The organism is Streptomyces sp. SAS_272 (assembly GCF_052543235.1).
Genome location: NZ_JBMNDR010000138.1, coordinates 1 through 15349 on the forward strand (window position 1 = coordinate 1; position 15349 = coordinate 15349).

At 72.9% G+C, this 15349-nt stretch carries 14 protein-coding genes; 4 read left to right on the forward strand and 10 right to left on the reverse strand.

What is annotated here, in order from left to right:
* Positions 1–39: 39 nt before the first annotated feature.
* Both ACN6LD_RS40050 and ACN6LD_RS40055 read right to left on the reverse strand, forming a co-directional pair.
* Positions 40–1515, reverse strand: coding sequence for a DEAD/DEAH box helicase (locus ACN6LD_RS40050; protein WP_445045729.1), 1476 nt, complete (start codon positions 1513–1515; stop codon positions 40–42).
* A 178-nt stretch (positions 1516–1693) separates the two neighbouring features.
* Positions 1694–1897, reverse strand: coding sequence for a cold-shock protein (locus ACN6LD_RS40055; RefSeq protein WP_057577987.1), 204 nt, complete (start codon positions 1895–1897; stop codon positions 1694–1696).
* 709 nt (positions 1898–2606) lie between these two features.
* Here ACN6LD_RS40055 and ACN6LD_RS40060 point away from each other — a divergent pair.
* Positions 2607–3992, forward strand: a complete 1386-nt coding sequence (locus ACN6LD_RS40060) for a phosphatase PAP2 family protein (RefSeq protein ID WP_445045730.1) — start codon at positions 2607–2609, stop codon at positions 3990–3992.
* Positions 3993–4087: 95 nt separating this feature from the next.
* On the opposite strand, the gene ACN6LD_RS40065 is transcribed toward ACN6LD_RS40060, so the two are convergent.
* Both ACN6LD_RS40065 and ACN6LD_RS40070 read right to left on the reverse strand, forming a co-directional pair.
* Entirely contained in the window at positions 4088–4927 is an 840-nt protein-coding gene (locus tag ACN6LD_RS40065) for an MBL fold metallo-hydrolase (RefSeq protein WP_445045731.1), read from the reverse strand.
* Between the two features lie 225 nt (positions 4928–5152).
* Positions 5153–6625, reverse strand: a complete 1473-nt coding sequence (locus tag ACN6LD_RS40070) for an MFS transporter (protein ID WP_445045732.1) — start codon at positions 6623–6625, stop codon at positions 5153–5155.
* A gap of 141 nt (positions 6626–6766) precedes the next feature.
* Between ACN6LD_RS40070 and ACN6LD_RS40075 the strand changes: the two genes are divergently transcribed.
* The gene (locus ACN6LD_RS40075; RefSeq protein WP_445045733.1) at positions 6767–7711 is read left to right on the forward strand and encodes a LysR family transcriptional regulator; all 945 of its coding nucleotides are present in this window, start codon (positions 6767–6769) and stop codon (positions 7709–7711) included.
* A 130-nt stretch (positions 7712–7841) separates the two neighbouring features.
* Here ACN6LD_RS40075 and ACN6LD_RS40080 read toward each other — a convergent pair whose 3' ends face one another.
* The 3 genes from ACN6LD_RS40080 to ACN6LD_RS40090 all read right to left on the reverse strand — a co-directional run bounded on the left by ACN6LD_RS40080 (position 7842) and on the right by ACN6LD_RS40090 (position 10902).
* Positions 7842–8648, reverse strand: a complete 807-nt coding sequence (locus ACN6LD_RS40080; protein ID WP_319198013.1) for an AfsR/SARP family transcriptional regulator — start codon at positions 8646–8648, stop codon at positions 7842–7844.
* Between the two features lie 197 nt (positions 8649–8845).
* Positions 8846–10000 carry an IS701 family transposase gene (locus ACN6LD_RS40085; RefSeq protein WP_445045734.1) on the reverse strand — a complete coding sequence of 385 codons (1155 nt, stop codon included), beginning with the start codon at positions 9998–10000 and terminating at the stop codon, positions 8846–8848.
* Positions 10001–10290: 290 nt separating this feature from the next.
* Entirely contained in the window at positions 10291–10902 is a 612-nt protein-coding gene (locus ACN6LD_RS40090; RefSeq protein WP_445045735.1) for a TetR family transcriptional regulator, read from the reverse strand.
* Between the two features lie 181 nt (positions 10903–11083).
* On the opposite strand from ACN6LD_RS40090, the gene ACN6LD_RS40095 reads away from it, so the two are divergent.
* Positions 11084–11854, forward strand: a complete 771-nt coding sequence (locus tag ACN6LD_RS40095; RefSeq protein ID WP_319197497.1) for an SDR family NAD(P)-dependent oxidoreductase — start codon at positions 11084–11086, stop codon at positions 11852–11854.
* Between the two features lie 181 nt (positions 11855–12035).
* Here ACN6LD_RS40095 and ACN6LD_RS40100 read toward each other — a convergent pair whose 3' ends face one another.
* Both ACN6LD_RS40100 and ACN6LD_RS40105 read right to left on the reverse strand, forming a co-directional pair.
* Positions 12036–12779, reverse strand: a complete 744-nt coding sequence (locus ACN6LD_RS40100; RefSeq protein WP_445045736.1) for an HAD family phosphatase — start codon at positions 12777–12779, stop codon at positions 12036–12038.
* Positions 12776–13462, reverse strand: a complete 687-nt coding sequence (locus ACN6LD_RS40105) for a ScbR family autoregulator-binding transcription factor (RefSeq protein ID WP_445045737.1) — start codon at positions 13460–13462, stop codon at positions 12776–12778. The genes ACN6LD_RS40100 and ACN6LD_RS40105 overlap by 4 nt, the downstream gene beginning before the upstream one ends.
* Before the next feature lie 117 nt (positions 13463–13579).
* Here ACN6LD_RS40105 and ACN6LD_RS40110 point away from each other — a divergent pair, with 117 nt between their 5' ends.
* Complete coding sequence (locus tag ACN6LD_RS40110) at positions 13580–14512, forward strand: ScbA/BarX family gamma-butyrolactone biosynthesis protein (protein WP_319197492.1); 933 nt, start codon at positions 13580–13582, stop codon at positions 14510–14512.
* Here ACN6LD_RS40110 and ACN6LD_RS40115 read toward each other — a convergent pair.
* Positions 14472–15215, reverse strand: coding sequence for an HAD family hydrolase (locus ACN6LD_RS40115; RefSeq protein WP_319197491.1), 744 nt, complete (start codon positions 15213–15215; stop codon positions 14472–14474). The two genes, ACN6LD_RS40110 and ACN6LD_RS40115, sit on opposite strands and share 41 nt — an antisense overlap.
* Between the last annotated feature and the right edge of the window lie 134 nt (positions 15216–15349).

A 15349-nucleotide genomic window follows, 5' to 3' on the forward strand; every position in this document is an offset into this window, starting at 1 on the left:
GAGAGCACTGCCTCCCCGGGCCCCGGCGTGGGACAGGTCTCAGGCGGCCGAGTCGAGGTCGGGCCGACGCGGCGTCCGGCGGCGCACCGCTGCGACGACCGGCCGGCCCTGGCCGGCGCGGCCCCGGCGGCCCCGGGACGGCGACGACGCGCGGCGGGGACGTTCCACGGCCGGCGCGGTGATGACGACCGGCACCCCGGACGGCGTCTGCGCCCCGGTGATCCGGCTCAGCTCCGCCTCGCCCGACCGGACCTGGGTGACGCGCGCGCGGATGCCGGCGTCGGCCATCAGGCGGGTCATGCCGCGGCGCTGGTGGGGCAGGACGAGGGTGACGACGGTGCCGGACTCGCCGGCCCGGGCGGTGCGGCCGCCGCGGTGGAGGTAGTCCTTGTGGTCGGCGGGCGGGTCGACGTTGACGACGAGGTCGAGGTTGTCGACGTGGATGCCGCGGGCGGCGACGTTCGTCGCGACCAGGACCGTCACGTGACCGTCCTTGAACTGGGCCAGCGTCCGGTTGCGCTGCGACTGGGACCTGCCGCCGTGCAGGGCGGCGGCGCGGACGCCGCTGCCGAGCAGGTGGTCGGTCAGCCGGTCCACCGCGTGCTTGGTGTCCAGGAACATGATCACCTTGCCGTCCCGCGCCGCGATCTCGGTCGTCGTGGCGTGCTTGTCCGCGTCGTGGACGTGCAGCACGTGGTGCTCCATCGTGGTCACGGCGCCGGCCGACGGGTCGACGGAGTGGACGACGGGGTCGGTCAGGTAGCGGCGGACCAGCAGGTCGACGTTGCGGTCCAGGGTGGCCGAGAACAGCATCCGCTGCCCGCCCGGAGCGACCTGGTCGAGCAGGGCGGTGACCTGCGGCATGAAGCCCATGTCCGTCATCTGGTCGGCCTCGTCGAGGACGGTGACGGCGACCTGGTCCAGGCGGCAGTCGTCCCGGTCGATGAGGTCCTTGAGGCGTCCGGGCGTGGCGACGACGACTTCGGCGCCGCCGCGCAGGGCGCTCGCCTGCCGGCCGATCGGCATTCCGCCGACGACGGTGGCGATGCGCAGGCGCAGGGCGCGGGCGTAGGGGGTGAGGGCGTCGGTGACCTGCTGGGCCAGTTCCCGGGTGGGGACGAGGACGAGGGCCAGCGGCCGGCGGGGTTCGGCCCGCTGTCCTGCGGTGCGGGCGAGCAGGGCGAGGCCGAAGGCGAGGGTCTTTCCGGAGCCGGTGCGGCCACGGCCCAGGACGTCCCGGCCGGCCAGCGAGTTCGGCAGCGTCGCGCCCTGGATCGGGAACGGCGTGGTGACGCCTTCCTGACCGAGCGCGGCCAGCAACGGCTTCGGCATGTCGAGTTCGGCGAACGACTCGACGGCCGGCAACGCGGGCGTGATCGTCTTCGGCGGCGCGAACTCGGCCGGCGCGGCCTGCCGGTTTCCGTAGCCGTGAGAGCGGCGCGAAACACCGGAACGGCCGGTGGCGGCGCCTCCTCCGGAGCGGCCGTAGGCGCGGTTCGTGCGGTCGCGATTCATGCGGGATCTCCTCGATGCGGGCACGTATCAAGGGATTTCCGCAGCAAAGTGAACGGCGCTGAAAATCGCGAGAACGAGCCGGTGATGACAGGGCGGAATGGCCCTGGAAAACAAAACGAGCCGGGGCCCGCACCCCTAGGTGCGGGCCCCAGCTGCAAAGAACGCGTCTGTGCCGGTGTCAGGCGATGACGATGTTCTCGGCCGTCGGGCCCTTCTGGCCCTGGGCGATGTCGAACGACACCTTCTGGCCCTCGAGCAGCTCACGGAAGCCCTGGGCAGAGATGTTGGAGTAGTGGGCGAAGACGTCGGCGCCGCCGCCGTCCTGCTCGATGAAGCCGAAGCCCTTTTCGGCGTTGAACCACTTCACGGTGCCAGTAGCCATTGTGTTTCTCCTTCGGAGACGGTGTCAGGAATACGCCCTGTGCGGATTCCGTGTCGCCGTGATGATCAGCCGTCGGAAAAACCTTCTGGCAACCACACCTGCAACTGACAACGACAGTAGCACGTCGTGATCGGCCCTGTGCGGCGAATAACTTCGAGCCGTTCGCGGCCCCAGAAATGTTCCTCGGGCGCTGCGTCCATTTCTCATTTCGCGAAAACAGATATTGCTCGCCGGGGCCGTGACGTTGCCGGACCGGCGGTGGTCGTTGCGGGGACCGCTTCAGGGGCCTCCCCGCAGCCGTCGCAGTCCGGTCGGGGCCCGCCAGGGCCCGCCGGAGTCCGTCGGAGCCCGCCGGAGAGGTCGCGGGATCATCCGGGTCGGCGGCGACTGGACCGTGCGGACCCGTCCGCGTAAGGGACGGAGCCCGGGAGGCGGACGACCTTGCCGTCGTGGCCGCGGGCAAGGGGGGTGGGGAGGGGACCGACACCGCGTGCGGGACCGCCGTCGGGCCTCGGTGACGAGGCGGTGTCGCGACCGAAATGACGACCGAAACACGTTCTGGCGAAGTCCGTGCACCGCTCCGATAACATGTTCGAACTCGCGAGGAACGCCCCTCCTTGTCCGTCCCCTACCGGAAGGGCACCCCGTCCAGCGCGAAAAAGTACCTGTTCAGCCCGCATCTCACACACTGGTCAGACAATTGATACCTATGTCAACACGGGTGTTCTCGCGAATAAAGGGTCCGAAGGCCGTCCTGTGGGCGGCGGCCGGCGTGGCGGCGCTCGGGCTCTTCGTCATGCTGGAGATCGTCGCGCGTCATTACGGTCTGCCGGGCCCGATCACGAGCCAGGCGCGCGAGGTGATATTCCCGCCCAAATCGGGTGGTCTGCTGTACGCCAGCATGGCGTTGATGCTGGTGGTGGTGGACTGGCGGCAACGGTTCATCGCGGTCGGCGCCGCGATCGGCATCGACCTCGGCTTCCTGCTGGTCCGGTGGGCGGCCGACATCAAGGTGACGGAGGGCCACCCCTTCGGCAACGGGGCGCTGTGGGTGACCCTCGGCTGTGCGGTCGTCGCGCTCACCCGCCGCACCGGCCGTGACCGCGCCCTGCTGCTGAAGGGCGCCGGGCTGGCCCTGCTGCTGATGGCCGGCCGCAAGACCGGGGACACCTGGCTGCTCATCACCTCCGCGACGCGCCCGATGGTGCTCGACCAGTACGTGGCGATCGCCGATCACGCGCTGGGCAACCCGTCGTGGCTCGTGGGCCGCGCCGTCACGGCCACCGGCGCGATCGGCTTCAACGTCCTCGACTTCGTCTACGGGCAGCTGCCGGTGGCCGCGGTCCTCGTCGCGCTGTACCAGTTCCGCAACGTCGCGGCCGAACGCCGCTTTCCGCGCCACCATCTGGTGCGCACGTTCCTGGCGATCGGGCTCCTCGGCCCCGGCATCTACATGATCTTCCCGGTGGTCGGACCGGTCTTCGCGTTCGGCGACGGCACCGAGCACTGGACCGCGGTCAGCCTCTGGCAGGAGTCGCACTCCAGCGTGCAGTGGGCGGTGGCCGATCTGTGGCCGACGACGCCGCCGCCGATCAGCCCCCCGCACCCGATGCCGTTCGACGGGGTCACCCCGCGCAACTGCATGCCCAGCCTGCACACGGCATGGGCCACCGCGATCTTCATCCACACCCGCAGGGGCCCGCGGACGCTGCGCTACGCCGGTGCGTTCTGGCTGGTCGCCACACTCGCCGCGACGCTGGGATTCGGCTTCCACTACGGCGTGGACATCCTCGCCGGCGTGGTGTTCACGCTCACGATCGAGGGAGCCCTGCGCACGTACGACCGCGGCTGGGCGCAGTCGGGCGTCCGGCTGGTCGCGTACGGCACGACGGTCTTCGTCGCGCTCCTGCTGTCGTACCGCTGTCTGCCGCTGGAGATGGCCGGGCATCCGTGGTTCTACGGACCGCTCCTCGTCCTCGCGACGGGCTCCGTCGTCTACGTCTATCTGCGGACCACCACGGCGTGGGAGCCGAAGCCGGTGCTGCCCCGCCAGGCGGAACCACAGCAGCACGCCTCCGCGGTGAAACCGCTGTAGTCCCGGCCTCGGGCCTCGGGCCGCCGGCCTCGGGCCGCTGGTCGCCGCGCCGCGTCCGCAGCCGGCGCCCGGCGCCCGGGGCCGGGGCCCTGAGGTCACAGCGGGTGCCAGATCGCGTTGTCGCCTTCGCCGTCGTCGTGCGGCCGTACCCGGCCGAAGACCACGTCCGCGAAGTGGATGCCGAAGCCGAGGGTGTCCGGGCGCAGGAGTTCGGCGATCAGGTCGCGGCGGCGGCGCTCGGACCCCGCGGGGTCGGCGTCGGTGACCGCGGACCACTCGGGGTGCCGGATCTGGAGCGAGGAGAGCAGGGCGTCGCCGAAGGCGAGCAGGCGGACGCCGTGCGAGGCGATGACGAAGCCGGTGTGCCCGGCGGTGTGGCCGGGCAGGGCCAGGGCGTGGACCCCGGGGAAGATCTCCTCGCCGGGGACCGCCGGCCTCGTCCGGGGTTCGAGGGCGGTGAGCGCGGGGTCGCGATGGTCCCACTCGCCCTTGGGGATCACGAAGGCCGCCCTGGTGAACAGCGGCGGGTCGACGCAGGCCCAGCCGACGTGGTCGGGGTGCAGATGGGTGAAGGCCACCGTGTCGATGTCGTCGGGCGACCGGCCGAGCAGGGCCAGGTTGCCGGGCAGCGACCCGCCGTGCACCGCGCCCCGGTCGGGGTGTGCGGGGTCCTCCGGTACCGCGCGCGGTCCGAACCCGGCGTCGATCAGCAGGGCCCGGGCGCCGTGCTCGACGAGCAGGCCGCCGGTGTTGGCGACGAGGCGCCGCGTGTCGTTGAGATAGGCGCCGTACCTGCTCCAGTGCCGGTCGACGGCCACGGGCGGAATGCCGGCCGGCTTCAGCAGCATCGCCCCGTCGGGCACGTAACTGACCTTCATCTCCCCCACGCGCAGGGTGCGCAGGGCGGAGGGCCTGCGCAGTCGGCTGTCGTTCACGGAGGATCTCCTCGCGGGCGGCGATGGCGCCCGGCGCGGCTCGGACACGGGCGCGCCTCGGACACGGGGGCGGCTCGGACACGGGGGCTCGGACGGGGGCGGGTCGGGCGGGCGGGCAGGGCGGATACGCAGGCGGCGCGGCCGTCCGCCGTGGGGCGGGGGACGGCCGCGCCGGGTGCGCGGACGGTTCCGGCGGGCGGTGCCGTGTGCCGGACACGGGAGGGCCTAGACCGTGGTCCGCTTGCGCAGTACGACGCCGACGAGCAGGGCGCCGGCGAGGGCGACGACACCGGCGGTGACCATGCCCGCGTGCAGACCGCCCAGGATGTCGGCGCGGGACGGGACGGCGCCCGACGAGAGGGCGTTGGTGCGGGCGGCGGCGATCGCGCTGAGCCCCGAGACGCCGATCGCGGCCACGTACTGCGGCAGCTGCGACAGCCCGCCGACGACGCCCTGGTCCTCCTCGGTGACGCCGGTGGTCATCACGGTGATGAAGGAGACGACGCTGAAGACGTGGCCGAGGCCCATGACGGAGGAGGTGACGAGCAGGGCGGCCAGGTTCACGTCCTGGGGCAGGGCGAACATCGCCACCGTGCCGACGCCCTGGATGAGCAGGCCCGCGGCCAGCACCTTCACCCCGCCGAACCGGCCGAGAAGGCGGGCGACGTACATGCCGCCCAGCGTGGCGGCGGCGCCCTCGCCGAGGTAGCTCAGACCGGCCTGGAGGGCGGTGAAGCCCAGCACGTCCTGCATGTACAGGCTCAGCAGCACGGTCGTGCCGGCGCACATGCCGAAGGTGATGACGCCGAACAGCCCCGACCACTTCACGGACGGCCGGTTCAGCACGGACAGCGGCACCAGCGGCTCCGGGTGGCGCCGCTCGACCAGCAGGAACGCGACCAGCAGCACCAGGCCGCCGACGATCGGGCCGAGCGCCGCGGCCTGCGTCCAGCCCTCGTCGCCGCCGGTGGAGATGCCGTAGACCAGGCCGAACAGGCCGAGCGTGGCCAGGACGGCGCCGGGGACGTCCATCCGGCGGGCCGCGCCGGACTCGTGGATCGCCGGCAGGGCCAGCGCGCCGGCCAGGGCCAGCGCCCCCATCACGCACAGCGCGACCATGGTCCAGCGCCAGCTGAAGCCGTTGGTGATGACACCGCCGCCGAGCGCGCCGAACACGAAGCCGAGCGACATGACGGCGCCGTTGAGCCCCAGGGCGCGGGCGCGCTTGGGGCCCTCCTGGAAGTAGCCGGTCATCAGGGCGATGGCGGACGGGGCGATCATCGCCGCGGCGGTGCCCTGGCCGATGCGGGCGGCGATCAGCATGCCGGGGCTGTTCGCGAGGGCGGCGCCGAGGGAGAACAGGGTGAAGACGGCGACGCCGAGCGTGAACAGCCGCTTGCGGCCGATCAGGTCGGCGACCCGGGCGAACAGCGGCAGCAGGCTCGCCGACGGCAGCAGGCTTGCGGTGGCCACCCAACCCAGGGTGCCCGCGGAGGAGAAGCCGAGGGCGGTGCCGATGTCGGGCAGGGCGACGGTGACGATGGAGAAGTCCAGGCCGCACATGAAGGTGGCGCAGCACAGGGTGATCAGCACCAGCCACTCGTGCGTGCCGAAGACGGCGCCGCCGGCGGCGGGCTCGGGCGGCGCGGCGGCCTCCTGGGCGGAGTGGACGGGGGGTGAGGATTCGGTGACGGCCATGAGGGGTCCTTCCTGGTGTCTCGCTGGCCGTTCCAGCTTCGAATCGGCGGACCTGCGCAACAAGGACGATCTGTGCAACGATCGATTCGCTGGGCTCATCGTTCGAGGTCGCAGGAGTGAGGGGGTGCGGGGGAACCGGTCATGGAACGCCAGGAGATCGAGATTTTCCTGACCCTCGCGGAGGAACTGCACTTCGGGAGGACCGCCGAGCGGGTGGGCGTCTCGCAGAGCCGGGTCAGCCAGACCATCGCCCGGCTGGAGCGCCGGATCGGCGCCAAGCTGTTCGACCGCACCAGCCGTCAGGTCGTCCTCACGCCCATCGGGGAGCAGCTCGAGGGCGATCTCGCGCCCGCGTGGCGGGGAGTCGAGGAGGCGGTCGCCCGGGCCATGGCGGCCGGGCGGGGCATCACCGGATCGCTGCGGATCGGGTTCTCCGGCGCGTTCACGGGCCATCTGCTGCACAGCATCGCCGAGGGGTTCGGCCGCCGGTACCCGGGTGTGGACGTGCAGATCCGGCAGGTGCAGATCTCGGACCCGTACGGTCCGCTGCGCACCGGGGGCGTCGAGCTCCAGGTCACCGAACCCCCGCTGGCCGAGCCGGATCTGACGCTGGGTCCGGTGCTGGTGTCGCAGCCGAGGGTGCTGCTGATGTCGTCCGGGCACCCGTTCACGCGGCGGGCGTCGGTGAGCGTGGAGGATCTGGCGGAGGCGACGCTGCTGACGGTCGCCGGGAACGTGCCGACGCACTGGCTGGACCACCACTTCCCGCGGCAGACGCCGTCGGGGCGGCCCATCCCGCACGGGCAGGCCATGACGCACTGGGAGGACGCGCTCTCCCTGGTCCTCGCGGGCAAGGGCGTGACGCCGGTGGCGGCGGCGGGCGCGCACTACTACAGCCGTCCCGGCCTGGTCTTCAGGCCGTTCTCGGACGCCCCGGACATCGACTACGCCTTCGTCTGGCCCACCGGCCACGAGACGGCGCGGCTAAGGGCCTTCGTCCAGGTGGCGATGGAGCGGGTCCGCGCGGTGGGCGGCCCCTCGCGGGCCGTGGAGAGCCTGTGGACGGACGGGGAGCCGGGCGTCTGAGGCATCGGTCGAGTGCGCGGCGACCGGGAGGACGGGCGGCTTCCCGGCCGGCTGTCGGCCGGGTGCGCGGCTGCCGGGAGGACGGGCGGCGTCCAGGCCGGTCACCGGCCGGGTGCGCGGCTGCCGGGGGTCACTGCAGGCTGCCCGCGCCGGCGGCGGTGAGATAGCGCTGGTCCGGGCTGTCCTGGAGCATCACGTGGTGGAGCGTGGTGGTGGTGGGCGAGGGGGGAATGCCGAGGTCGTCGGTCATCCGGCGGTGCAGGGACTGGTAGACCTCCAGCGCGGCGGCGCGCCGGCCCGAGGCGTAGAGCGCCCGCATCAGCTGGGTGTGCAGGTTCTCGTGGTACGGGTGTTCGTCGACCAGGGCGACGGCCTCCCCGACGGCCTCCTGGAAGCGCCGGCACAGCAGCAGCGCGTCGATGCGGGCCTCGCAGGCGGCGAGGTGCGCCTCGTTCAGCACCCGGGCCTGCACGGTGAGCCGGCTGCCGAGCCGGACGTTCCCGAAGGGCGCCCCGCGCCACACCGCCAGGGCCTCGCCGAGCATCTCGGCCGCGGCGTGCGCCTCGCGCTTGTCCAGCAGGCCCCGGGCCTCCAGAACCAGCCGCTCGAAACGGGGCCGGTCCCATTCGTCGGGCCTCAGCCGCAGCACATAGCCGTTGCCGTCGGTGACCAGCCGGTGGTCGGCGATCTCACGGGCGTCGGCGCCGGAGCCGGCGGCCAGCGCCTTGCGTATCGCCCCGATGTACGTCTGCAGGGCGGTGGTGGCGGTGCGGGGCGGCTCGCCGTCCCACACCTCGCTCAGCAGCGCCGGCACGGAGACCCGGTGGTTGGCCTTCGCCATGAGCAGGGCGAGCACCTGCCGTTGCTTGGGCGCGCTGGGGGTGACGTCACGCCCCTGCTCGCGGATGTCGATCGGTCCGAGGACACGGAACTCCACAGCCCCTCCTCAAGGTTGGGTGTCACCGCCCGGCGCGGGCGAGCGCTGTGCGGGCGAACGGGTCGGCAGGAACTCCGCGTCGCTGCGGGGTTCCCGTGGTGCTGTGTGGGGGGAAGGGCGTCGGCCGGCGGTCGTGGCCCGGGGTGCGCAGGTGGGCGGCGTCCCGGCGGGCGGTGGGGCGCCTCGGCGTACCGCGGTCAGCCACCGCCCGGGACGAGGCACACCTCGTGCCCGAGCCTGCGATGGGCCGAGGCGACGGAGACGAGCGTCGCGTGGCGGTGCCAGCCGGGGTAGGACCGGCCCGCGAAGTCGTGCAGGCCCAGCTCCGCCTCGGCGACCCCGACCCGTGCGGCCGTGGCGGAGCCGATGACCGCGAGGGCCCGGGTGTGCCATGCCGGGGGCAGGTTGGTCAGCCAGACCCGGTCGGGCTGTGGGCGGGGGGTGGTCCAGACGCCGACCAGCAGGGCCGGCCGGTGGTGCGCGGGCAGGAGCACCCGCAGGGCGCCGAACCGGGGCCGCCCGGGGGCGAGGGGGGTGGCGACGGAGGGCCGGGCGTGCCGCCGCAGCAGGTCGTTCGCCGGCTCCGGGACCGTGAGCGGTGGGATCGTGTCGGCCGGGTGCGGGTGCGGGTGCGGGTGCGGGTGCGGGTTCGGATCGGTGACCGGGGCCGGCGACAGGGGCAGGGCGCCGGGGACGGCGACGATCCAGTCCAGGCCGCGGGCGTCGAGCCCCTCGATCACGGCCGCGGCGTCGATGTGTCCGTCCGTGTGGACGACGACCGGCGGCATCTCGGGCGTGGTCCGCGCCAGCCGGTCGGCGAGGGCGAGGCACAGCTCGGTCGCGGTGGCGTGGCCGGTGACCTCGGGGATGCGGGCCTGGTGCCGCAGCGCGGCGTCCTCGGTCCAGCGCCGGGGCAGGTACAGCCGCCAGTCCACGGAGAGGTCGCCGAGGTCGCCGGAGAGGAACGCGCCCACGGCGAGCTGGCAGTTGACGGTGCGTCCGACGGCGGGGACGAAGCGCCGGTGGACGCCGGCGGCCAGTGCGCCCCGCTTGGGGATGACGACGGGGGAGAGCGTCCAGGCGTGCGGGGCGGTGTGCTCGGCGACCCAGCGGGCGAGTTCGGCGCGGACCGGCCGCCACGGCCAGACGCTGTCGTTGACGAACTGCTGCAGTGACTGGGGCGCCGTCGGGGACGGCGTCACCGAGGCCGCTATGCGCCGCAGGGACTTCTTGCCCTGGGTGGTCAGCAGCCCCTTCAAGTAGACGCCGGCCCACCGCCGTTGGTCGGCCCGCGGCAGATGGGCGAAGAGCCGCTGGGCCGGCGGCGGAACGCGCTCGGTGGCCGGATGCATGGACGGACTCCTCTCTCCCGGCAGCCGCAAATATACAGAACATTCTCTATGTTTCCAGGCTGTAGTTCGATACGGCGAGCCGTGCGGGAGCGTGCGGCGGCGCGCTCAGGGGCTCTGAGCTGCGGCTGGAGCGGGGCGCCGGGCGGCGGGCCGGGCGCGGAAAATTCCGTGCGGGACGTCCGGGGCGCGATGCGTGCCGGGCCTACGTGATACGGCCCGTGTGCGGAACGGCGCATTCAGTCAAGGGAGTCGGATCGGAGCCAGGTTTTCCGTCGGGCCCGGGGCAGGGGTCAGTCCTTGACCGGGCCGGCGGCCGCCGAGGGGGCGAGCAGGGCCCCCAGTGCCGTCAGGGCCTGCGCCAGGCCTTCCCCGGGGCCGTCGCCGGCGACCGCGCGCAGCGCGTCCGGGGTGGTGGCCGCGGCTTCCACGCCGAGCAGGATGTGGGAGAGCAGGGACGCGGTCGCCGCGGGGGTCAGCCCGCCCTCCAGGCGCTCCTCGTGCCAGGCCCGTTCCAGCGCCTCGCGCAGGCCGGGAACCCACGACGCGTACCAGCCCTGACCGCCGGCGTGCCCTTCACGGGTGAGCCTGGCGGCCGCGCGGATGCTCGGTGTGCCGCGCAGCGCGTCGGCCAGCGTCAGCACCTCGTCGAGCACGCCCCGCAGTCCCGGCGCGGCGGCGGTGCCCAGCATCACCTCGCGGGTGGCGGTCGTGCCGGCCTCCTGAACGGCGTCCGCCAGCGCCGACTTGCTGGGGAAGTGGAAGGTCAGCGCGCCCATCGTGACACCGGCAGATCTGACGATCCGGTGCAGGGAGGTGCCGTCGTAGCCGTGCTCGGCGAATTCGGCGGACGCGGCCCTGACGATCCGCTGCCGGGTCTGCTCGGCCCTCTCCTGTCTCGCCACCTGTGTGCGCACCTCCTCCCGCCCCCGTGCGTCGCGGCCGGCCCGCGACGAGACCACCATAGGTCAAGGAATTACCAAGAGATCGGGAAAAGCAGCAGCTCGGAACGTTCTTGGCAGGTTGGCCGGTAAGGGCTGCACGATCCGGCTGACGGTCCGCCGGGCACCTGTTTGACTGAGTGCCATGATCGAACAACCGTACGTGATGAACGACCGGGTCGTCATGATCACCGGAGCGTCGTCGGGCATCGGCGCCGCCGCGGCCCGGCTCTTCGCCGAGCACGGCGCGGCCGTCGTGCTCACGGCCCGCCGCCGGGAACAACTCGCCTCGGTGGCCGAGGAGATCGAGGCCAAAGGGGGCCGGGCGGCGTACGTACCCGGCGACATCCGCAGTGGCGAGGACGTCGAACGGGTCGTGGAGACCGCGGTGCGGCGCTTCGGCCGCCTGGACGCCGCCTTCAACAACGCCGGCTACGGCACGCTCGGCACCGAACTGCACGAGATGTCGGACGACGACTACGACGCCGTCATGGACGTCAACGTCCGAGGCGTCTGGAACTGCATGCGCCACCAGATCCGCGCCATGCTCGCCACCGGCGGCGGCGCGATAGTGAACACCGCGAGCGTGGCCGGCCTCATCGCCACCGGCGTGGGCGCGCCCTACGTGGCCGCCAAACACGCGGTGATCGGCCTGACCAAGGCCGCGGCGGCCTCGTACGGGGACCGGGGCATCCGGGTCAACGCCCTGGCCGTGGGCAGCACGCTCACCGAGATGATGGAATCGGCCATCGCGCAGATGCCCGGCGTGGAGGAGACGTTCTTCGCGCGCGCCGTCCAGAAGCGGTTCGCCGCCCCCGTCGAGGTGGCGCAGGCGGCGCTGTGGCTGTGCAGCGACGCGGCGTCGTTCGTGACCGGCGCGACCGTCCCGGTGGACGGCGGCACGCTGGCCGTCTGAGACGCCGCACCCCGGTCGGTGCGACCCGACGGGCCGTCCGGCTCCGCGGCCTCGCGGCTCCGCGGCGTCCGGACGGCCCGGGAGGCGAACAGGCGTCGGCCGGGCGGGAGTTCACGGGCGGGGCGCCGGAGCCGCGACCGGAAAGGGCTGCGCGCACCGGTGAGCGCTTCCGGAACACGCCCTAGCGTGCCGTCGGCACCCGTTCGCCGGTCCCGGTCGGCCACGGCGTGCCGGCGGCCGCCTCCTCGTCCACGGTGCGCAGCAGCGCCTCGTCGATCTCTTCGAGTCCGTCCACGAGATGGCGCACCCCGGCCTGTCGCATCAGCTCCGCCTGGTGGCTGTGCTCGAACCGGGTGGGCCGGCCGATGAACGGCGCCCCGAGCTCTCTCGCCGCCTCGGCGACCCGGGCCACGTCGTCGATGAACAGCACCTGGCCGTGCTCCAGCCCGAAGTGGGCGGTGATCTCCCGCAGCCCGGGGCGCACGTCGTTGGTGCAGACGTAGCGGGGAGGGGCGAACAGGGCGGCGTACGCCCCGAGATGCTCGTCGAAGTGGGTCTTGGCCAGGCCGCCGTAGCAGACCACGTCGAGCCCGGCGGCGCGCAGCCGCCGCAGGAGTGCCTCGGCTCCCTCGGTGACCTCCACGGGGTGCTCGGCGAGATGGGCGGCGCGTTCCTCGAAGTAGGCGGCCAGGGCCTCCTCGCCGGTCATCGGCTGCGGCACCGCCGCCGCCATGGCGCGGCCGGCGTCGGCCTGCCGCTGGGAGAAGACGCTGCGCTCGACGTCGGCCGAGTACACGCCGCCGCGGCGGGTGACGAACCGGTGGATGAGCGGGCTGAAGGTGTCGGCGAGCAGCACGCCGTCGATGTTGACGGCGGCGAGTCGCAGACGGCGCAGACGGTGCGGGCGGTGCGGTCGGTCGGTCATGATGCGGTTCCCTCCCCTTGGGCGGGCGCGCTCACGGACGTCCACAGGGACTGAGCGCGCTCCTCGCTGTTCTCGATCCCGACGAGAGCCGAGTCGGTGGCGATGCCGGGCAGCAGCAGACGCCACATGTTCGCCGTGCGGCGCGGCAGGTCGGCCCGCCTGGAGACGACCTGCGCGTACTCCTGCATGCCGGTGCACGCGCCGACGACGAACTCGGCCAGCTCGTCGGTGCGCACGTGCTCGCGCAACTCGCCCTGGGCGCGCGCCGCTTCGAGGCACTCCTCGAAGCTGCGGGCCCAGACCGCGTACGGCGTGGCGTCCTGCAGGCCGAAGGCGGCCTGCTCGCCGGTGAGCCGGACGCCGGCGCGCAGCATCGGGTCGGCCTGCAGCGAGTGCGACCAGATGAGGGTGATGTCCACCAGGCGCTGCAGGCCCGTCGTGGGCACATGCGGCTCGATCGTGCCGCGCTGGGCGTTCATCACCTCCATCGCGAGGTTCTGCTTGTCCTTGAAGTGGAAGTACAGGGCCCCCGCGGTCACCCCTGCGCGCTGCAGGATCTTGTTGATCCCGGCGCCGGCGTAGCCGTACTCGTCGAAGACCTCGGCGGCCGCCCGCAGCAGCTGTTCTCGGGTGTGAATCGCGCGCTCCTGTTTGGGCGCGCGATTCGTGTTCGCTCGTGCCATTGGCGTCATCCCGGTCTCGACAAGAAAAAGAACGTCCTCTATGTTACTGGCCGTGGCGCGCCTCCGCCACCGTGCGGGGGCAGCGCATGTCGACGCTGGACAACAGGGGGGTTCCACATGAACGAGACGGTGACGGCTGCCGCGGTGTCGAGAACGGTCCGGGTCGCGAAGGATCTCGTCCACAAGCACGACGGCGGCCAGGTGCTGCTCTCGGGTCTGAAGCGCCTGGCGGAGGACGAGTTCCTGGTAGCGGCGGACTGGACGGACGCGGGCCGGCTCGTGGCCGCAGGCGACCGGGGGGAGGGCAGCGCCGTACTGCTCACAGAAACGATTCGGCAGACCTTTCCGCTGCTGTCCCACGCCGGTTACGACGTCCCGTTCGACCACCGTCTGCTGTGGAGCGAGTACCGCTACACGCTGAACCTCGGGACACTGCGCGAGGAGGGCGTCGGCGGCCGGCCCGACCTGCACATCCGCTGCCACGACGTGGTCCGCCGCCGCGGCCGGGTCTCGGCCCTGTCCCTGGACGTCACCGTGCTGCGCGACGGCGAGCAGCTGGCCACCGCCCACACCCGGTTCACCATCCAGCCGCCCGCCATCTACGAGCGGCTGCGCGGCTCCCACGGCGACGCCCATCGCATGCTGGAGCTGGCCCGCAGCCGCCCGCTGCCGCCGCCGGTCTCCGGCGCCGGCGAGGAGTTCCGGGACGTGGTGCTCTCACCCACCGACGCGACGGACCGCTGGCAGCTGCGGATCGACACCCATCACCCGATGTACTTCGACCACCCCGCCGACCACGCCCCGGGCATCCTGCTGCTGGAGGCGGCCAAGCAGGCCGTGCGCACCGTGCGGCACCCCAGGGTCGGCCTCGCCGAGGCGATGGAGACCGTCTTCCACCGTTACGTCGAGCTCGACTCCCCCTGCTGGGTGGAAGCCCGTCATCTGCCGGACGACCAACTCGGCCGCGCCCGCTTTCTGGTGACGATGCATCAGGAAGGCGAGCTGTGCTTCACGGCGCTGGTGTCGGTCGCCAAGGAGCCGGTCGGCTGACGTTCGCGTCCCGCCCCACCCCCGGCAGCGTGTCCCCGCCCACCCGGGCGACATGGGCGCCGAGCACCATGTCGTCGCCGACGGCGACGGGGCGCCCCACGGAGCGCAGGAGGTCGAGGTCGGAGGCGTGATCGCCGTAAGCGGCGGCGTGCGAGGGGGACACCGCGCGCCGCCGCATCAGCGCGCGCGCCAGCCGCCCCTTCTCGACGCCGATGACCGGGCGTTCCACCAGCCCGGTGCAGTATCCGCCGACGTAGTCCGGCTCGCTGCACAGGATCTCGTCGGCGCCGAGCAACTCCGCGACCGGCTCCAGACAGGGCCGGAACGAACCCGACACGAGTGCGATCAGCGCCCCCTGCGCCCGGTGCCGGCGCAGGGCGGACACCGCCGGCGGGTGCAGCAGCGCGCCGCCGGCCAGCTCCGCCTCGAACCAGGCGCGGCCGTGCGCGAACAGCTCCTCGCGCGGCCGGTCCGCGAACAGGCGGTAGTACTCGCGGTTGGTGACCAGTCGTGAGACGCCCGCCGCCGACCTGCGCCGCAGTGTGCCCGCCGCTTCCTCGTAGGCGGACGGCGGCAGCCCGCGCTCGCGATAGTGGAAATCGAGGAAGCGGAACATGCTCTTGACGGTGATCAGCGTCTCGTCGACGTCGAAGAAGGCGATCTCGACGGGGTCGTCGTTCGGCGCGCCGGGGACATCGGACATGAGGCAGGACCTTCCGTGCGGGTGACGGGTGACGGGTGACGGGTGACGGGGGATGGGGGATGGGGGACGGGGGAGGTGCGGAGAGGGCGTCCGGCGCCGGTGCGGCGGCCCCCGCGCCCGGGGGCGGGGGCCGC

What these genes read in the sequence shown, in the direction of transcription:
- ACN6LD_RS40050 (WP_445045729.1), bottom strand. Translation starts at nt 1,515, where the DNA reads ATGAATCGCGACCGCACGAACCGCGCCTACGGCCGCTCCGGAGGAGGC.
- ACN6LD_RS40055 (WP_057577987.1), bottom strand. Translation starts at nt 1,897, where the DNA reads ATGGCTACTGGCACCGTGAAGTGGTTCAACGCCGAAAAGGGCTTCGGC.
- ACN6LD_RS40060 (WP_445045730.1), top strand. Translation starts at nt 2,607, where the DNA reads ATGTCAACACGGGTGTTCTCGCGAATAAAGGGTCCGAAGGCCGTCCTG.
- ACN6LD_RS40070 (WP_445045732.1), bottom strand. Translation starts at nt 6,625, where the DNA reads ATGGCCGTCACCGAATCCTCACCCCCCGTCCACTCCGCCCAGGAGGCC.
- ACN6LD_RS40075 (WP_445045733.1), top strand. Translation starts at nt 6,767, where the DNA reads ATGGAACGCCAGGAGATCGAGATTTTCCTGACCCTCGCGGAGGAACTG.
- ACN6LD_RS40085 (WP_445045734.1), bottom strand. Translation starts at nt 10,000, where the DNA reads ATGCATCCGGCCACCGAGCGCGTTCCGCCGCCGGCCCAGCGGCTCTTC.
- ACN6LD_RS40095 (WP_319197497.1), top strand. Translation starts at nt 11,084, where the DNA reads ATGATCGAACAACCGTACGTGATGAACGACCGGGTCGTCATGATCACC.
- ACN6LD_RS40100 (WP_445045736.1), bottom strand. Translation starts at nt 12,779, where the DNA reads ATGACCGACCGACCGCACCGCCCGCACCGTCTGCGCCGTCTGCGACTC.
- ACN6LD_RS40105 (WP_445045737.1), bottom strand. Translation starts at nt 13,462, where the DNA reads ATGGCACGAGCGAACACGAATCGCGCGCCCAAACAGGAGCGCGCGATT.
- ACN6LD_RS40110 (WP_319197492.1), top strand. Translation starts at nt 13,580, where the DNA reads ATGAACGAGACGGTGACGGCTGCCGCGGTGTCGAGAACGGTCCGGGTC.
- ACN6LD_RS40115 (WP_319197491.1), bottom strand. Translation starts at nt 15,215, where the DNA reads ATGTCCGATGTCCCCGGCGCGCCGAACGACGACCCCGTCGAGATCGCC.